At 67.6% G+C, this 17512-nt stretch carries 14 protein-coding genes and 2 tRNA genes; 3 read left to right on the top strand and 13 right to left on the bottom strand.

All coding sequences use genetic code 11. The features are described from left to right. Positions 1-100: 100 nt before the first annotated feature. A complete protein-coding gene (gene pknB, locus MXD64_RS00080; RefSeq protein ID WP_152427298.1) occupies positions 101-1933 on the top strand; it encodes a Stk1 family PASTA domain-containing Ser/Thr kinase in 1833 nt (610 codons plus the stop codon). 320 nt (positions 1934-2253) lie between these two features. Here pknB and MXD64_RS00075 read toward each other — a convergent pair whose 3' ends face one another. After that, entirely contained in the window at positions 2254-2898 is a 645-nt protein-coding gene (locus MXD64_RS00075) for an anthranilate synthase component II (protein WP_017887804.1), read from the bottom strand. A gap of 81 nt (positions 2899-2979) precedes the next feature. Between MXD64_RS00075 and MXD64_RS00070 the strand changes: the two genes are divergently transcribed. Next, positions 2980-3234: a cell division protein CrgA gene (locus MXD64_RS00070; RefSeq protein WP_017887805.1), complete on the top strand. Its 255-nt coding sequence runs from the start codon at positions 2980-2982 to the stop codon at positions 3232-3234. 349 nt (positions 3235-3583) lie between these two features. Here MXD64_RS00070 and MXD64_RS00065 read toward each other — a convergent pair whose 3' ends face one another. After that, a complete protein-coding gene (locus MXD64_RS00065) occupies positions 3584-4438 on the bottom strand; it encodes a rhomboid family intramembrane serine protease (protein WP_017887806.1) in 855 nt (284 codons plus the stop codon). Positions 4439-4445: 7 nt separating this feature from the next. Further along, positions 4446-4985 (bottom strand): peptidylprolyl isomerase, encoded by a 540-nt coding sequence (locus MXD64_RS00060; protein WP_017887807.1) that lies wholly within the window; start codon positions 4983-4985, stop codon positions 4446-4448. 115 nt (positions 4986-5100) lie between these two features. On the opposite strand from MXD64_RS00060, the gene MXD64_RS00055 reads away from it, so the two are divergent. Continuing rightward, the gene (locus MXD64_RS00055) at positions 5101-5676 is read left to right on the top strand and encodes a hypothetical protein (RefSeq protein ID WP_017887808.1); all 576 of its coding nucleotides are present in this window, start codon (positions 5101-5103) and stop codon (positions 5674-5676) included. A 413-nt stretch (positions 5677-6089) separates the two neighbouring features. On the opposite strand, the gene MXD64_RS00050 is transcribed toward MXD64_RS00055, so the two are convergent. The 10 genes from MXD64_RS00050 to dnaA all read right to left on the bottom strand — a co-directional run bounded on the left by MXD64_RS00050 (position 6090) and on the right by dnaA (position 17512). After that, positions 6090-6162, bottom strand: a tRNA-Ala gene (locus tag MXD64_RS00050). A 56-nt stretch (positions 6163-6218) separates the two neighbouring features. Then, positions 6219-6295: transfer RNA gene (locus MXD64_RS00045), tRNA-Ile, on the bottom strand. 75 nt (positions 6296-6370) lie between these two features. Then, positions 6371-6778 carry a DUF3566 domain-containing protein gene (locus MXD64_RS00040; protein ID WP_017887809.1) on the bottom strand — a complete coding sequence of 136 codons (408 nt, stop codon included), beginning with the start codon at positions 6776-6778 and terminating at the stop codon, positions 6371-6373. Beyond that, the gene (gene gyrA, locus MXD64_RS00035) at positions 6771-9428 is read right to left on the bottom strand and encodes a DNA gyrase subunit A (protein WP_017887810.1); all 2658 of its coding nucleotides are present in this window, start codon (positions 9426-9428) and stop codon (positions 6771-6773) included. Before gyrA ends, MXD64_RS00040 begins: the two co-directional genes overlap by 8 nt. 114 nt (positions 9429-9542) lie before the next feature. Further along, positions 9543-11546: a DNA topoisomerase (ATP-hydrolyzing) subunit B gene (gene gyrB / locus MXD64_RS00030; RefSeq protein WP_017887811.1), complete on the bottom strand. Its 2004-nt coding sequence runs from the start codon at positions 11544-11546 to the stop codon at positions 9543-9545. 133 nt (positions 11547-11679) lie between these two features. Continuing rightward, the gene (locus tag MXD64_RS00025) at positions 11680-12180 is read right to left on the bottom strand and encodes a DUF721 domain-containing protein (protein ID WP_017887812.1); all 501 of its coding nucleotides are present in this window, start codon (positions 12178-12180) and stop codon (positions 11680-11682) included. Continuing rightward, positions 12180-13514 (bottom strand): DNA replication/repair protein RecF, encoded by a 1335-nt coding sequence (gene recF, locus MXD64_RS00020; protein WP_262118206.1) that lies wholly within the window; start codon positions 13512-13514, stop codon positions 12180-12182. Before recF ends, MXD64_RS00025 begins: the two co-directional genes overlap by 1 nt. A gap of 31 nt (positions 13515-13545) precedes the next feature. Continuing rightward, a complete protein-coding gene (gene gnd, locus MXD64_RS00015; protein ID WP_017887814.1) occupies positions 13546-14433 on the bottom strand; it encodes a phosphogluconate dehydrogenase (NAD(+)-dependent, decarboxylating) in 888 nt (295 codons plus the stop codon). Positions 14434-14504: 71 nt separating this feature from the next. Then, positions 14505-15650 (bottom strand): DNA polymerase III subunit beta, encoded by a 1146-nt coding sequence (gene dnaN, locus MXD64_RS00010; protein ID WP_017887815.1) that lies wholly within the window; start codon positions 15648-15650, stop codon positions 14505-14507. A gap of 407 nt (positions 15651-16057) precedes the next feature. Further along, positions 16058-17512, bottom strand: coding sequence for a chromosomal replication initiator protein DnaA (gene dnaA, locus MXD64_RS00005; protein ID WP_017887816.1), 1455 nt, complete (start codon positions 17510-17512; stop codon positions 16058-16060).

Genomic DNA, 17512 nt, shown 5'->3' with positions numbered 1-17512 from the left:
GTCGACACCGTTCGGTAACGGTTCGGTCGACCCCTCTCCGGCCAGCGTCTCACCAGGTCGTGCTGCCGTACACTAGCCGGACGAACAGACGGAGGAGTACGTGCCAGAAGGTGTGACCGCGGGGATCACGCTCCTCGCCAATCGCTACGAGATCGGTGACGTCATCGGTCGGGGCGGCATGGCGACCGTGCACCTCGGCAACGACACCCGCCTCGGCCGCAAGGTCGCGGTGAAGCTCCTCAAGCCGAGCCTCGCCAACGACCCGGCCTTCCGCACGCGCTTCCGGCAGGAAGCCCAGGCTGCTGCGCGCATGGCACACCCGACCGTCGTGCGCGTGTACGACGCCGGCGAAGAGACGGTGTCCGAGCCCTCGGGTGCCGAGGTGCAGGTGCCCTTCATCGTGATGGAGTACGTCGAGGGCCGACCGCTCTCCGACATCATCGCCGAAGGTGCCGTCGCCCCGGACGAAGCCGTCCGCATCACCGAGGGCATCCTCACCGCGCTCGAGTACTCGCACCGCGCCGGCGTCGTCCACCGTGACATCAAGCCCGCCAACGTCATGGTCACGCACAGCGGCCAGGTGAAGGTCATGGACTTCGGCATCGCCCGGGCGATCACCGACACCTCGGCCACGGTGGCCCAGACCACCTCGATCCTCGGCACGGCCTCGTACTTCTCACCGGAGCAGGCCCGCGGCGAGACCGTCGACGCCCGCACCGACCTGTACTCCACCGGCGTCGTGCTCTTCGAGCTCCTCACCGGTCGCGCGCCGTTCCTCGGGGACACCCCGGTGGCGGTCGCGTACCAGCACGTCAGCGAGCAGCCGGTCGCACCGTCGACGATCTCGCCCGAGGTGTCCCCGGCCCTCGACGCCGTGACGCTCCACGCCCTGGTCAAGGACCGCACGCGCCGGTTCCAGAACGCGGCCGAGTTCCGCGCGGACCTGCAGCAGGCCGCGGCCGGCCGGGTCCCCACCTCCACCAAGAAGCAGCAGCAGAACGCCCAGAACGATGCGTCGACCGTGCTGTTCGGCGTCGATCCCCGCACGACGACCAACGCCGCCTCGGCGTTCCGCGAGCTCGACGACGACACCGCCGAGCACCGCCCGCAGCGCACGCAGAACCGTCCGCCGGTCGCGTGGATCTGGGTGGGCATCCTGCTCACCGTCGCGGTCATCGTGGCCGTGGTGTTCTTCGTCGCGAACCTGCAGCCCGGCAAGCCCCCGGTGTCGTCCTCGGTCAGCGTGCCGAACGTCGCAGGGTCGACGTACAGCTCCGCGGCCAGCGCCATCGAGAAGAAGTCCCTCAAGCCGGTCAAGGTCGAGGAGAACTCCGACAGCGTCGACAAGGGCCTGGTCATCCGGACCGACCCGGGTTCGGGCGTGAACGTCGGACGCAACCAGAACGTCAACGTCGTGGTCTCCATCGGACCGGAGCGCGTCCCCGTGCCCGAGCTGAACGGGCAGTCGCAAGCCGCAGCGCAACAGGCGCTCGACAACGCCGGCTTCCGCTTGGGCGCGATCTCGAGCGACTACTCCACCGACGTCCCCGAGGGCACGGTCCTGAGCTCCGACCCCGAGTCGGGTTCCCTGCACACCAAGGGCATCGTGATCAACCTGACGGTCTCCAACGGCAAGGTACAGCTGCCCGACGTGACGCAGCAGCAGTACTCGGCGGCGAAGGCCACCGTGGAGCAGCTCGGACTCACCGTGAACCCGGCGCCGTCCTACTCGTGCACCGGCGGCGTGGTCACGCAGCAGGACACCCCCGCTGGCGACGTCGCGCAGGGCAGTGCCGTCACGCTCACCTACTGCGCACGAGCTGCGGCGCCGCCGAAGGCACCGTCGTCGAACAACAACAACGACAGCGGCGGCAACGGTGGTGACGGTGGGAACACTGACCGCGGTGGCGACGACGGTGGCGACGGCCGCTGAGCCGACCACGGGGCCGGGCGGCGAACCCGACCATCTCGTGACGGGGCCGTCCTGACGGACGGGTGACGGGCCTCCAGTCCGCGGACCGGCGTTGCCGTCGCGTGCGCCGCGCCCGTTCGTCACGGCTCCTTCGTCACGGCGTGTTCGTCACAGCCTGGAGGCACAGCGCACGCCCGCCCCAGAACGCGCGGCACGCAGGTGGTCCGGTCCAGTGCCAGGCACACGCCGGCGTGTCAGCGTGACGCCCCGCAACGCACGAGACGCCGCCGATTCCGGCGGCGTCTCGTGAAGACGACGGCGTCTGCCGCCGCGGAGGCTCGTCAGGCGCGGTGCGTCGCGATGAGCGGCCCGAGGCCGGCGGCACGCTCGGCCGCCCCGGACAGCCCGGTGGTCTCGAGCCAGTTGCCGACCATGCGGTAGCCGCCCTCGGTCAGGACCGACTCCGGGTGGAACTGCACACCGAACACGGGGTGCTCGCGGTGCTGCACCCCCATGATGACCCCGCCGCCGGTGCGCGCCGTCACGGTGAGCTCGTCGGGGACCGTGCCGTCGACGATCGCGAGCGAGTGGTAGCGCGTGGCGGTGAACGGGTGGGGGACGCCGTCGAACAGCGGACTGCCGTCGTGGTCGACCTGGGAGGTCTTGCCGTGCATGAGCTCCTCGGCGTGGGTGACCGTGGCACCGAGGGCCTCGGCGATGGCCTGGTGCCCGAGGCAGACGCCGAGGAGCGGGACCTCGGCGGCGATGGCGGCGTGCACGGTGGGGATCGAGACGCCCGCTGCCGCCGGTGTCCCCGGACCCGGGGAGAGCAGGACGCCGTCGTACTCCGCGATGCGGTCGGCGATCTCGGACTCGGGGAAGGCGTCGTTGCGGACGACGTCCGTCTCGGCGCCGAGCTGCTGCACGTAGCCGTTGAGCGTGTAGACGAAGCTGTCGTAGTTGTCGACGACGAGGATCCTGGTCATGGCGGTCCACCGTACTCGTGGGCGATGTGTGCGGCGGTCCGCGGGCCGATCCACACACGTGGTCACGGTAGGATACCGGCCATGGCCAAGGACAAGGACCGCACCAAGCCCGCCCGGAGGACCCGAGCCGACTCGGTCGACACTGCTGGGGACGCCCCCAACCCGGTGTGGTTCAAGCCGGTCATGTTCGGCTTCATGCTCGTCGGCCTGGTGTGGGTGATCGTCTTCTACATCTCGAACGCCACCCTGCCGGTCCCGAGCCTCGGCTCGTGGAACATCCTGATCGGCTTCGGCATCATGTTCGTCGGCTTCCTCATGACCACCCGGTGGCGCTGACCTCCAGGTCGCTGCCCCCGACGCCCGTCGCCCCGCAAGGTGCGGCGGGCGTCGTCGTTCTCCACAAGCAGGACCGACACCGAACCGCACATCCTCGACGATCCTGCTGTTCTCCACACTTCTCCCCACTCTCCACACGATCATCCACAGCACCGCCCCGGAGTTATCCACAGCTGAGTCCACAGTGGGGATAATCACACTGGTGTAACTCACCACCTTCTCCACACCTGTGGATAACTCTCGGTGGCGCTGTGGACAGCTGTGGACGAGCAGGGCACGGACAGCACCGGGAACGACGAACGCCCCGTCGCAGTGCGACGGGGCGTTCGAGGAGCGCGTTGTGGCGGTGTCAGCCGATCGTGACCGCGTACCCGACAGCGGTGAGCGCGATGCCGAGCACCGCCGCGCCGATGATCAGGGCGATCTGCAGCGGTCGCTTCCGGACGTTGCGCGTCTGCGCGAAGACGAAGCCCATCAGGAACCCGCCGATGATCCCGCCGACGTGCGCCTGCCACGAGATGTTGACTCCGGGCAGGAACCCGATGACCAGGTTCAGTCCCATGAGCACGAGGAGTTGCACGGCGTTGTTCCCCAGGCTGCGCTGCAGCACGAAGAACGCGGCGAACAGCCCGAAGATCGCACCCGAAGCACCCAGCACGGTCGTCCCCGGCGCCAGGAAGGTGACGAGCATGGACCCGAAGATCCCGGTGATGAAGTACAGCGCCACGAACCGCCAGGTACCGAGCATGTTCTCGAGCATGCGACCGAAGATCCAGAGCGCCCACATGTTGAACAGGATGTGGAAGATGCCCGAGTGCACGAACAGCGAGGTCACCACACGCCAGGGCTGCGTCGGCAGCAGCAGCGAGTTGTAGGCGAGCAAGCTCGTGAAGAACCGTCCGCTGACCTGGTCGAGCAACCAGATCGCCACCGTGATCGCCACGATGACGGTCGTGCCCTTCTGGTCGAGCATCGCGAACCGACGCCGAGCGACCGTGAACCCGCTGGGGGCTCCGGACGCTCGGCGGTTCGCTGCGAACTGTGCGCGCTGTTCACGCACGCACTCCGGGCAGTGCACCCCGACCGCCGCCGGCGTCTGGCACTCCGGGCAGATCGTCCGCCCACAGCGCTGGCAGAGCACGAAGCTCTGCCGGTCCGGATGCCGGTAGCAGGTGTTGTTCGGGTTGTACGCCTGGTCGGTCACGTGCGGGTCAGACGCCTTCGACGTCGATGCTCTGGATGACGACGTCCTCGACGGGCTTGTCGCGGCCGTCGGTCGGCACGGCCTCGATCGCGTCGACGACCGCGCGGGACTCGTCGTCGGCGACCTCACCGAAGATGGTGTGCTTGCCCTGCAGCCACGGCGTCGCCACCGTGGTGATGAAGAACTGCGAGCCGTTGGTGCCGCGGCCGCCCTGGATGCCGGCGTTCGCCATGGCGAAGATGTAGGGGTTCTGGAACGTGAGCTCCGGGGAGATCTCGTCGTCGAAGCGGTAACCCGGGCCGCCGATGCCCTGGCCGAGCGGGTCGCCGCCCTGGATCATGAAGTCCTTGATGATGCGGTGGAAGATCACGCCGTCGTAGAGCTTGTCGGTCGAGACCTTGCCCGTGCCGGGGTGGGTCCACTCCTGCTGGCCCGTTGCGAGGTCGACGAAGTTCTTGACGGTCTTCGGTGCGTGGTTGCCGAACAGGTTGACGCGGATGTCGCCCTTGTTGGTGTGGATCGTTGCGACAGCGGTGTGCAGAGACATGTTCCGATTCTCGCATGTACTCCTGACCGTGGACGGATCCCACAGCTACGGCTCCGTGACCTGTCAGGCAGTGTGGTGGCAGGATGGGGTCACGCCGATCCGATGGAGGTACCAGATGACGACGATCGAGATCCCGCGAAAGCGTCGGAAGCAGATCAAGAAGCTCAAGGGCCAGACCGCCTCGCTCCTCGGCGAGCAGCGCAAGGTCCTCGAGCACGCGAACGCGATCCTGGCTGAGGCCCGGACCAACGCCGCGGACGCAGCTCGCAAGGACATCGCACCCCGCGTGCAGAACGCGATCGACAACGGGATCCGTCCCGCGTTCGCGACCGGCGTGCACGCTGCCACCTCGGCAGCGCAGAGCGCTTCGCACAAGTTCCAGTCCGAGGTGGTCCCCGGACTCGTCTCGACCGCTGGTTCGGTGCTGAGCGTGACCGATCTCGCGAAGGACCCCCGGGTCAAGAAGATCGTGAAGAACGCCCAGAAGAAGGGCAAGAAGGCCAAGAAGGCCGCTGCGAAGTACGTCCCGTCGCAGCAGAAGAAGGGCCTCGGCTTCGGCGGAGTCGCACTCATCATCGTCGGCGTCGTCGCCGTCGCCGGTGCTGCGTACGCCGCGTACCAGACGCTCCGTGCCGACGACGACCTCTGGGTCGCCGACGACGCTGACACGGCGGAGAAGCCCGCCGCCTGACCTCCCGGTTCGTACGAAGGGCCCCGGCACCAGCCGGGGCCCTTCGTCGTTCCCGGGCCTGGCGACCATGCACCCGCGCACGGTGACGCGCCCTGAGCGCGCCCACCCACCCGTCTGGAGGCCCGCACCGGCCTGGCACCGCGCCTCCCGTCCGGCGGGCCGTCACGCAACACGCCCTGGGGCAGCCCCCGACAGGTCGCATCCTGTCGTCCGGAGGACGCGCAGTCGACAGTTCCAGCCACCTCGGCAAACCGCACGCGGCATGTCGTGACCACTCGACAAGAAGCAACCTGCAGGGAGAGTGGCAAACCCAACCATCGCGGAGCGGCGCGTCGCCGAAGGCGCGCAGACAAGCACGACGACCGAAGACGGCGGAGCGAGGAACGAGCGAAGCAGGACTCGTGCAGAGGGAGTGGAGCCTGGGAGAATCGAACTCCCGACATCCTGCTTGCAAAGCAGGCGCTCTACCAACTGAGCTAAGGCCCCGAGTGCCACCGAGGTGATCGGCGACAGGATCGGATTGTCGTGCTGTTCCGGAGAACTGGTGGGGCTACAAGGACTTGAACCTTGGACCTCTTCGTTATCAGCGAAGCGCTCTAACCGCCTGAGCTATAGCCCCTCGGACCGGATGAAAGCCTACCGTACCGATCCCAGAGAACGAAATCGAGCGGTCGGCCTCATCCGGCCGGGTGTGTCAGTTGTTCGTGAAGCCCACGAGCAGCCCGCCCGTGATCCGCACACTGAGGTTGTAGAGCACGCTCACGATGGCGCCGAGCACGGTGCCGACGACCACGTTGAGGATGCCCACGACGATGGAGAACCCGAGGACCTGGCCCAGCGAGAACTGGTCCATGATCGAGTAACTGTTCTGACCGGTGACGTCCTTCAGCAGGGCGTCGATCTGGGTGAACACACCCGTCTGGTTCAGGATGACCCACACCAGTGCCGTGGCGACCACGATCACGATGCTGCCGGCCAGGGCGATGAGGAAGCTCAGCTTCACCATCGACCAGAAGTCGACGTAGACCAGTCGCAACCGCACCTGGCGGGTGCCGACGGGTCGCTTCGCCTTCTTCTGGAGCTTCTCGGCGACACTACTCATTGCTTGACTGGTCCTCTCCGGCCTCGTCTGCGACGGGCTCGGTGTCGATGGGATCAGTGGAATCCGGGGCCGCTTCGGCAGGGCTGACCGTCTCCACCGGGCCCGCGGGCTCGATCTCGGCGTCGTCCTGGTCGTCCAGGTTCCGCTCGGTGTTCCGGGCCACCGCGATGATCCGGTCGTTCTCCGCGAACCTCGCGAAGACGACGCCCATCGTGTCACGGCCCTTGGCAGGGACCTCGGCCACGGCAGACCTTACCACCTTGCCCGATTGCAGCACGACGAGCACTTCGTCGTCCTCGCCGACGATGAGAGCGCCCACAAGATCGCCTCGGTCGAGCGCCAACTTGGCCACCTTGATGCCCAGACCGCCACGGCCCTGCACGCGGTACTGGTCGACTGCGGTGCGCTTGGCGTAGCCACCCTCGGTCATCACCCAGACGAACCCGTCGTCGGAGACGACCCGAGCCGCGAGCAGCGAGTCACCGTCGCGGAAGGACATGCCCTTCACACCCGAGGTCGATCGACCCATCGGACGCAGGGTGTCGTTCGTCGCCGTGAAGCGGAGCGACATGCCCTGGCGGGACACCAGCAGCAGGTCGTCGTGCTCGTCGACGAGCAGCGCCTGGCGGAGCTTGTCGCCGTCGCGCAGGTTGATCGCGATGATGCCGCCGGTGCGGTTCGTGTCGTACTCGGTCAGCGCGGTCTTCTTCACCAGGCCGTGCTCGGTCGCGAGGACGAGGTACTGGGCGACCTCGTAGTCGCGGATGTCGAGCACCTGCTGGATCTGCTCGTCGGGCTGCATCGCCAGCAGGTTCGCGACGTGCTGGCCCTTCGCGTCACGGCCGGCCTCCTGCAGCTCGTACGCCTTGGCGCGGTAGACCCGTCCCTGGTCGGTGAGGAACAGGAGCCAGTGGTGCGTCGTCGTGACGAAGAAGTGCTCGACGATGTCGTCGGCGCGGAGCTGGGCCCCACGGACACCTCGGCCACCGCGGTGCTGCGAGCGGTACTGGTCGCTCCGCGTGCGCTTGACGTAGCCACCGCGGGTGATGGTGACGACCATCTCCTCTTCGGGGATCAGGTCTTCCATCGACATGTCGCCGTCGTAGCCGAACATGATCTCGGTGCGGCGGTCGTCGCCGAAGCGGTCGACGATCTCGCTGAGCTCGTCGCGGATGATCGAGCGCTGACGGCTCTCCGACGCCAGGATGTCCTGGAAGTCGGCGATCTTGCGCTCGAGTTCCTCGGCCTCGTCGTGGATCTTCTGGCGCTCCAGGGCCGCGAGGCGACGGAGCTGCAGCTCGAGGATCGCGCGCGCCTGGATCTCGTCGACGGACAGCAGGTCCATCAGGCCGGTGCGGGCCTCTTCGACGTCGGGCGAACGACGGATGAGCGCGATGACCTCGTCGAGGGCGTCGAGCGCAGCCAGGTACCCGCGCAGGATGTGGGCGCGCTTCTCGGCCTCGCGCAGCCGGTACTGCGTGCGGCGCACGATGACGTCGACCTGGTGGGCGACCCACGCCGAGATGAAGCCGTCGAGTGGCAGGGTGCGGGGCACGCCGTCGACGATCGCGAGCATGTTCGCGCCGAAGTTCTCCTGCAGCTGGGTGTGCTTGTACAGGTTGTTCAGCACGACCTTGGCGACGGCGTCGCGCTTCAGCACGATGACCAGGCGCTGCCCGGTCCGACCGGAGGTCTCGTCGCGGATGTCGGCGACGCCGGCGAGCTTGCCGTCCTTGACCAGTTCGGCGATCTTGATCGCCAGGTTGTCCGGGTTGACCTGGTACGGCAGCTCGGTGACGACGAGGCAGGTGCGCCCCTGGATCTCCTCCACCGAGACCACGGCACGCATCGTGATCGAGCCACGGCCGGTGCGGTAGGCGTCCTGGATGCCCTTGGTGCCGAGCACCTGCGCACCGGTCGGGAAGTCCGGGCCCTTGATGCGCTGCATGAGCGCGGCGAGCAGCTCTTCGCGGGTGGCGTCGGGGTTGTCGAGCGCCCACTTCGCACCCTCGGCGACCTCGCGCAGGTTGTGCGGCGGGATGTTCGTGGCCATGCCGACCGCGATGCCGACGGACCCGTTGACGAGCAGGTTCGGGAACCGGGCCGGCAGGATCGCCGGCTCCTGCGTGCGGCCGTCGTAGTTGTCCTGGAAGTCGACGGTGTCCTCGTCGATGTCGCGGACCATCTCGAGCGCGAGCGGCGCCATCTTCGTCTCGGTGTACCGCGGGGCGGCGGCGCCGTCGTTGCCGGGCGAACCGAAGTTGCCCTGGCCGAGCGCCAGCGGGTACCGGAGCGACCACGGCTGCACCAGGCGGACCAGGGCGTCGTAGATCGCCGAGTCACCGTGCGGGTGGAACTGGCCCATCACGTCACCGACGACGCGGGAGCACTTCGAGAACGCACGGTCCGGGCGGTAACCGCCGTCGAACATCGCGTAGATCACACGGCGGTGCACCGGCTTGAGGCCGTCGCGGACCTCCGGCAGGGCACGACCGACGATGACCGACATCGCGTAGTCGAGGTACGAGCGCTGCATCTCGAGCTGCAGGTCGACCTGCGAGATGCGGTCACCGGAGACGACGATGTCCCCGCTGTCGCCGTGGACGATCTCGGGCTGCTCGTCGGCGCCGTTCTCGTTGTCGTCAGCCATGTGGCTTCGTTCCCTTTCTGGACAGCCTGGAGGCTGTGGTTCCGTTGGTCGCGCCGGGCGCGACCACAGGTGGTCAGGACTGGTCGACGCGGCTCACACCGCGCCTCCTGGCCGTTAGATGTCGAGGAAGCGGACGTCCTTGGCGTTCTGCTGGATGAACTGGCGACGTGCGTCGACGTCCTCACCCATCAGCGTCGAGAAGGTGCTGTCGACCGCGGCTGCGTCCTCCAGCGTGACCTGCAGGAGCGTGCGGGTGTCCGGGTTCATCGTGGTGTCCCAGAGCTCCTTGTAGTCCATCTCGCCGAGGCCCTTGTAGCGCTGGATCCCGTTGTCCTTCGGGATGCGCTTGCCGGCGGCGAGGCCGGCCTGCATCAGGGCGTCGCGCTCCCGGTCGCTGAACACGTACTCGTGCGCCGAGTTCGACCACTTCAGGCGGTACAGCGGCGGCTGCGCGAGGTACACGTACCCACGCTCGATGAGCGGACGCATGTAGCGGAAGAGCAGCGTGAGCAGCAGCGTCGTGATGTGCTGGCCGTCGACGTCGGCATCGGCCATCAGCACGATCTTGTGGTACCGGGCCTTGTCCGGGTCGAAGTCCTCACCGATGCCGGCGCCGAACGCCGTGATCATCGACTGGATCTCCTGGTTGGCGAGGGCACGGTCGAGCCTGGCCTTCTCGACGTTCAGGATCTTGCCGCGCAGCGGCAGGATCGCCTGGGTCATCGGGTTGCGGCCCTGCACGGCGGAACCACCGGCGGAGTCGCCCTCGACCATGAAGATCTCCGACAGGGTCGGGTCCTTCGACTGGCAGTCCTTGAGCTTGCCGGGCATGCCACCCGACTCGAGCAGCCCCTTGCGACGGGTGGTCTCGCGTGCCTTGCGGGCCGCGAGCCGAGCCTGCGACGCCTGGATCGCCTTGCGGACGACGTCGCGTGCCTGCGTCGGGTTGCTCTCGAACCAGTGGGTCAGCTCGGTGCCGACGACACGCTGCACGAACGACTTCGCCTCGGTGTTGCCGAGCTTGGTCTTCGTCTGCCCTTCGAACTGCGGCTCGCCGAGCTTCACGGAGATGACAGCGGTGAGCCCTTCGCGGATGTCGTCACCCGTCAGGTTGTCGTCCTTCTCCTTGATGATCTTCGCCTCACGCGCGTAGCGGTTGACGAGGGTCGTGAGCGCGGCGCGGAAGCCCTCTTCGTGGGTCCCGCCTTCGTGCGTGTTGATCGTGTTCGCGAAGGTGTGGACGCTCTCCTGGTACGAGGTGTTCCACTGCATCGCGACCTCGAGCGCGATCTTGCGGTCCGGGTCCTCGGACTCGAAGCCGATGACGTCGGGGTGGACGAGGTCGGCCTTCTTCTGCGCGTTGATGAACTCGACGTAGTCGGCGAGCCCACGCTCGTACATGAAGGTGTCGTTGCGAGCTTCTTCCCCTTCTTCGGGGGCGCGCTCGTCGCGCAGGTTGATCCGCAGACCCTTGTTCAGGAAGGCCATCTGCTGGAAGCGCGTGCGCAGGGTCTCGTAGTCGAAGACGACGGACTCGAAGATCTCGGCGTTCGGCCAGAACGTGATCGTCGTCCCGGTCTCGTCGGCCGGTTCGTCCTTCGAGACGGGGGCCACGGGGACACCGTCGGTGTAGCTCTGACGCCAGACGTGGCCCTGCCGACGGACCTCGACGTCGAGCTCGGAACTCAGCGCGTTCACGACGGACGAACCGACGCCGTGCAGACCACCGGAGACGGCGTAGCCGCCACCGCCGAACTTGCCGCCGGCGTGCAGGACGGTGAGGACGACCTGCAGGGTCGAGACCCCCTCGGCCGCGTGGACGTCGACCGGGATGCCACGGCCGTTGTCGACCACCCGGACGCCACCGTCTTCACGGATGCTCACGTCGATGGTGTCGCAGTACCCGGCGAGGGCTTCGTCGACCGAGTTGTCGACGATCTCCTGGACCAGGTGGTGCAGACCGCGGGGACCGGTCGAACCGATGTACATACCGGGACGCTTGCGGACCGCCTCGAGCCCCTCGAGCACCTGAATCTGGTCTGCGCCGTAGGACGGTTCGCTCTGCGGGGTCTCCGCTTCGAGCGGGTTCTGCGGGTCGTCTTCAGATTCTGATGCCATGTCGAGCGTGCTCCTGCCTGCGCGCGGAACGCCCGCGCACTGCACCTCCCAGTCTACCGCAGAGCCCCCTCTTTCGAGGGCTCATCTGCCCCACAGACGGGCTTTTCTGGCACTCCAGGATGATTTCGTCGCCTCAACCGTAGGTGTCGCGAGGACCGCGCCCCTGGACCGTCCTGGGGCCGCGTTTCCAGGTGGGGGCGTCCGGGCCGGAAACCCTGATCGACTCGACCCCTGCTTCCGGGTGCCGTTCCGCGATGGTGGTCGTGACCGTCGCGCGCATCAGTCGGAGCTGGGTCGCCCAGGCCGTCGAGTCGCACCGGATGACGAGTGCGCCGTCGTCGATGGTCACCGGGCGGGAGTGCTTCGCCAGCTCCTCGCCGACGACGCTCGGCCAGTCCACGAAGAGCTCGGAGCGGGCGAGTGGTTCGGTCCACCCGAGCTCGTGGGCGAGCGACCCGACGATGTCGGCGAGGCCCTTCGGCTCACGGCCTCGCCCGTACGGCACGGTGTCGGCGTCGAACTCGCGAGCGCGTCGGCGGCGGGCATCGGTGCCGCGCTTGGACGGGTCGCCGAACACCGCGCGCAGGTGTCGGTACACCTGCGAGGGTTCGGTGGGCTTGCGGGGCTTCGGCATCAGGCGTCGGCTCCGGCGGGGGTGGGGTCGTCGTCGGTCGGATCGGTCTTGCTGTCGGCGCCCGCCTTGGTGTCGGCGTCCGCCGGCTCCGTCGCGCCCGTCCGGTCCGTCCAGTCCGTCCGGTCCGTCCGGTCCGTCGACGGACTGGAGGCGCGGGTCGCGTCCGCCTCGTCGGTCACGATCGTGCCCGCTTCGATCCGCACCGTGTGCGCCGCCAGCTTCGGGGGCACGTCACCGAACACCGCTGCCGTGATGAGCACCTGCTCGTAGTCGGCGACCGCGTTCGCCAGCCGTTCCCGTCGCGATTCGTCGAGCTCGGCGAACACGTCGTCGAGGATGATGATCGGGTCGCCCAGGTTCGACTCCGCGCGCAGGATGGACGCGCTCGCGAGCTGGATCGCCAGCGCGAAGGACCAAGATTCGCCGTGACTCGCGTAGCCGCGGGCAGGTAACCCGTTCAGTTGGAACAGCACGTCGTCCCGGTGCGGCCCGACGAGGGTGAGTCCGCGGTCGAGTTCGTCCCGCCGACGTCGTTCGAGCGCTGCCGCGAACGCCTCGGCCGCCGACGCGACTGTGACCGGTTCGTCAGGTGTCCCGAGCACGGGGTCGGTGGCCGCCGCGGACTCCGGGTCGCCACCGCGGATCGACAGGACCCCCGTGATCGAGGCGTCGTGGTGCTCGCCGGCGACGGTCGCGTAGGCCTCGGCCACGAAGGGGGCGAGGCGTCGGGTCAGGTGGTCGCGAGCCGCGACGATCTCGGCACCGAGCCCCACGAGGCGGTCGTCCCAGACGTCGAGCGTCGACAGGGCGTTGGCCTTCGCACCCGTGGCGCGGGCCGACTTCAGCAGGGTGTTCCGCTGCCGGAGCGTGCGGTCGTAGTCGGCGAGCACACCCTGCATCCGCGGCGCGATCTGACCGAGCAGCTCGTCGAGCATCCGGCGTCGCCCGGCCGGTTCGCCCCGCACCAGGGCGAGGTCCTCCGGTGCGAAGAGCACCGACGTGCAGTAGCGCGGCAGCTCCCGCGGCTTGATCGCCGAACGGTTCACCTGCGCACGGTTCGCACCGGTGCGGTTGATCTGCACCTCGGCGAGGATGCTGCGGTCCTCGTGCGCGAGTCGAGCCCGGACGATCGCGGCGTCACAACCCTGGCGGACGAGCGCTGCGTCGGTGGGGACGCGGTGCGAGCCGAGGGTGGAGAGGTAGCCGATCGCCTCGACCAGGTTGGTCTTGCCCTGTCCGTTGCGTCCGACGAACAGGTTCGGCCCGCGTGCGAGGTCGACGTCCGCCTCCCGGTAGTTCCGGAAGTCGGTCAGTTGGAGATGGTCGACGTGCACGCGGGCCGAGGCCGGGTTCCCCCGGGAAGTCCTAGGACTTCTTGACGGCGTGGCCGCCGAACTGGTTGCGGAGCGCCGCGACGGCCTTCATCGTCGGCGAGGCACTGCCCTGGCGCGAGACGAAGCGCGCGAAGATCGACGCCGAGAGCGCCGGCATCGGCACGGCGAGCTCGATGCCCTCTTCCAGCGTCCAGCGACCCTCGCCCGAGTCCTCGACGTAGCCCTCGAGCTCGTCGAGCTTCGGGTCTTCGTTCAGGGCCAGGACCATGAGGTCGAGCAGCCAGGAACGGACGACCGTTCCGCGCTGCCACCCGGCGAACACGGCGGGGACGTCGGTGATCAGGTCCTTGGCTTCGAGGAGCTCGTAGCCCTCGCCGTACGCCTGCATGATCGCGTACTCGATGCCGTTGTGGACCATCTTCGCGTAGTGGCCGGCGCCGATCGGGCCGGCGTGCGAGAAGCCTTCTTCGCGGGGGCCCTCGGGGCGCAGGGCGTCGAAGACCGGCATCGCGAACTCGACGTCCGCAGCGTCACCGCCGACCATCAGGCCGTAACCGTTGTCCTTGCCCCAGACACCACCGGAGACGCCGGCGTCCATGTAGCGGATGCCGCGCGCACCCAGCTGCTCGGCGTGCTTGGTGTCGTCCAGCCACTTCGAGTTGCCACCGTCGATGACCAGGTCGCCCTCGCCGAGGACGCCGGCCAGGTCGGTGATCACGTCGTCGGTGATCTTGCCGTGCGGGACCATGACCCACACGAGGCGCTTGCCCTCCGGGAGAGCAGCGGCGAGGGCGCCGAGGTCAGCGACGTCGGAGACGGCGGGGTTGGCGTCGTACCCGGTGACCTCGATCCCTGCGTTGCGGAGACGGGCACGCATGTTGTTGCCCATGCGACCGAGGCCGACAAGACCGATGTGCATGATTTCCTCTTCTGTTCGTCGTCGCGCTGATGCTGCCGGTGGTGTGCGCCAGCGCAGGTTGCCTGTTGCGCCTATCGCAGCAGCAGGTTGGGCTGCAGCAGGTACCGGTATCCATCGGTCGCTGCGGCCTCTTGCGAAGTCTGGCCGGTGATCAGCACCGGGCCCGGCTTGTTGGGGTTCTCCGTCTTGGTGAAGGAGATGCGGACGAACTCGGAGTGCACCGCGTTCAGCCCGTCCAGGAGGAAGGCGGGCTTCAACGAGACCACCGTTTCCTCGCCGGTCAACAACGCACTGATCGACTCTGACGCCTGCGCTTGTTCGGATCCGATCGCCTCGAGCGTGAGCCCGTCGACCGTGAAGGAGAACCGGAGCGCGGCTTCGCGCTCCAGGACGAGGGAGACCCGTCGGACCGCTTCGACCAGCTCCGCGGTGTTGATCACCGCGTGGTCGTTGACGGTCTCGGGGAAGAGCCGGCGGACCGGCGGGTAGTTGCCCTTGATGAGCAGCGACGTCACGGTCTTGTCGTCCGCGTGGAAGGCGATGAGCTCGCGGTCCGAGTTGCCGCTGATCGACACCGACACCGTCGACGCCGAACCGAACGTGCGGCCGACCTCCTGCAGGGTGCGGGCCGGGACCAGTGCGTGCAGGGGGTCCGAGCCGACTCGGCCGGAGTCCCACGCGATGGTGCGGACGGCGACACGGTAGCGGTCGGTCGCGATGAGGGACAGGTCGTTGTCGCCGACCTCGAGCTGCACGCCCGTGATCACCGGGGTGACGTCGTCACGGCTGGCGGCGACGGCGACCTGGGACACGGCTTCGGAGAACGCGTCGCCCGGGATGACACCCGTCTGCGGACCGATCTCCGGCAGCGTCGGGTACTCCTCGACCGGCATGGACAGCAGCGTGAAGTGTGCCGAACCGCAGGTGACCGAGATCTTCGCGTCCTCGGTGGTGAACGACACAGGGGCGTTCGGCAGCCGGCTCGCGATGTCGTTCAGCAGCCGGCCGGAGACCAGGACGGTGCCCGGTTCGTCGATCTGCGCCGAGATCGACGTCTGCGCCGAGACCTCGTAGTCGAACGACGAGAGCGTCAGGCGATCGCCGTCGGCGTGGATCAGGACGCCCGACAGGATCGGCAGGGTCGTGCGCTGCGGGAGGAGCTTCACTGCGAAGGAGACGGCTTCGGAGAAGACGTCCCGGTTGACCTCGAACTTCACAGCTGGAACCCCTGTCGATCGGCTTGGACTGTCCGGCCGCCCCATTCTGGCACAGGCGGAGGAGCGCCGGATTTCTTGTCATCCCGCCGTCCACAAGGTTGTCCCGCGGAGATTGATCGTTAACCAGGAGTAATGGTGTTAACGCCTGTGCACACTGTGGATAACCCTGTGCATCCCGGTCCGGAGTAGGGAACTACACGCTTGTGACTTGTGAGCGGTGTGTGAGCGTTAACGGGATGAATGAATCTCATCTATCCACTTCCATCCCCAGTGTCCACAGGCGACCCCCCACCTGTGTACAACCGGGCGGCGTGTCCTCCACAGTTATCCACAGGCTATCCACACTGTGAGAACTCCGGCCCATGGAACCGTCTCAGATGGTGGATGGGTCCGGGAACCCGCCGATCTCAGCGGTAGCGGCGGTCCTGTTTGATGCGGCTGGTGAGCTCGGTGACCTGGTTGTAGATCGACCGACGCTCCTTCATCAGCTCGGTGATCTTCTTGTTCGCGTACATGACCGTGGTGTGGTCGCGGTTGCCGAACAGCTGCCCGATCTTGGGCAGGGACAGGCTCGTCAGCTCACGGCACAGGTACATCGCGATCTGTCGTGCCGTGGCGATCGCCTGGGAGCGGGACGAGCCGTAGAGGTCGTCGACGGAGAGCTTGAAGTACTCCGCGGTGTGGTTGATGATGTCCGTCGGCGCGACGACGTTGTCCTCGTCGAGGGTGATCAGGTCCTTGAGCACCGTCTGCACCAGCGCCATGTCGACGGCCGTCCGGTTCAGGCTCGCGAACGCCGTGACCCGGATCAGGGTGCCCTCGAGCTCGCGGATGTTGCTCGACACCTTCGACGCCATGAACTCGAGGATGTCGTCGGGGACCTGCAGGTGGTCCGACTGTGCCTTCTTGCGGAGGATCGCGATGCGCGTCTCGAGCTCGGGCGCCTGGACGTCGGTGATCAGACCCCACTCGAAGCGCGACCGCATCCGGTCCTCGAACCCGGTCAGGTGCTTCGGCGCCACGTCCGACGTGATGACGACCTGCTTGTTGTGGTCGTGCAGCGTGTTGAAGGTGTGGAAGAAGGCCTCCTGGGTGGAGTCCTTCCCCTGCAGGAACTGGATGTCGTCGATCAGCAGGATGTCGATGTCGCGGTAGCGCTGCTGGAACTGGTTCGACCGGTTGTTCGCGATCGAGTTGATGAAGTCGTTGGTGAACTCCTCGCTCGACACGTAGCGGACGCGGATCCCCGGGTAGAGGCTCTCGGCGTAGTGCCCGATGGCGTGGAGCAGGTGGGTCTTGCCCAGTCCGGAGTCCCCGTAGATGAAGAGCGGGTTGTAGGCCTTGGCCGGTGCCTCGGCGACGGCGACGGCTGCGGCGTGGGCGAACCGGTTCGACGAGCCGATGACGAAGTTGTCGAAGTTGTACTTCGGGTTGAGCCGCGACTCCGGGCGCCCGCTGGTGCCGGGAGAGTCGATCTGGCTCGGGACGAACGGCGCCTCGATGTACTGACGCGGCGCGGCACTCTGCTCGACGGCTTCCTGCACGGGTTCGGCGTACTCCGGCACGTTGGGGTCCACCCGCGGCTCCGACGCCATGTCCGGGTTGACCGTGATCGCGAAGTTCGCGACCGAGTCGTCGCCGATGCGTGCGACGGCCTCGGTGATCGGGATGCGGATGCGCTGCTCGAGCATGCCGCGGGTCAGGTCGTTCGGGACCTCGAGGTACAGGGTGCCGGCGAGCACGCCCTTCGGCTCGACCAGGTTCAGGAACCCGTGGAGCTGCGGCGTGATGCGGGGGTCCTCGGCGAGGATTCGGAGTACGGATGACCAGAGGTCCTCGACGGGGTCGGCCGGCATCGTCAT

This window comes from Curtobacterium sp. Arg-1, from assembly GCF_025643395.1.
GTDB lineage: Bacteria > Actinomycetota > Actinomycetes > Actinomycetales > Microbacteriaceae > Curtobacterium > Curtobacterium poinsettiae.
The sequence above is the reverse complement of the archived record's forward strand: the minus strand, read 5'-3'. Positions and strand labels throughout refer to the sequence as shown.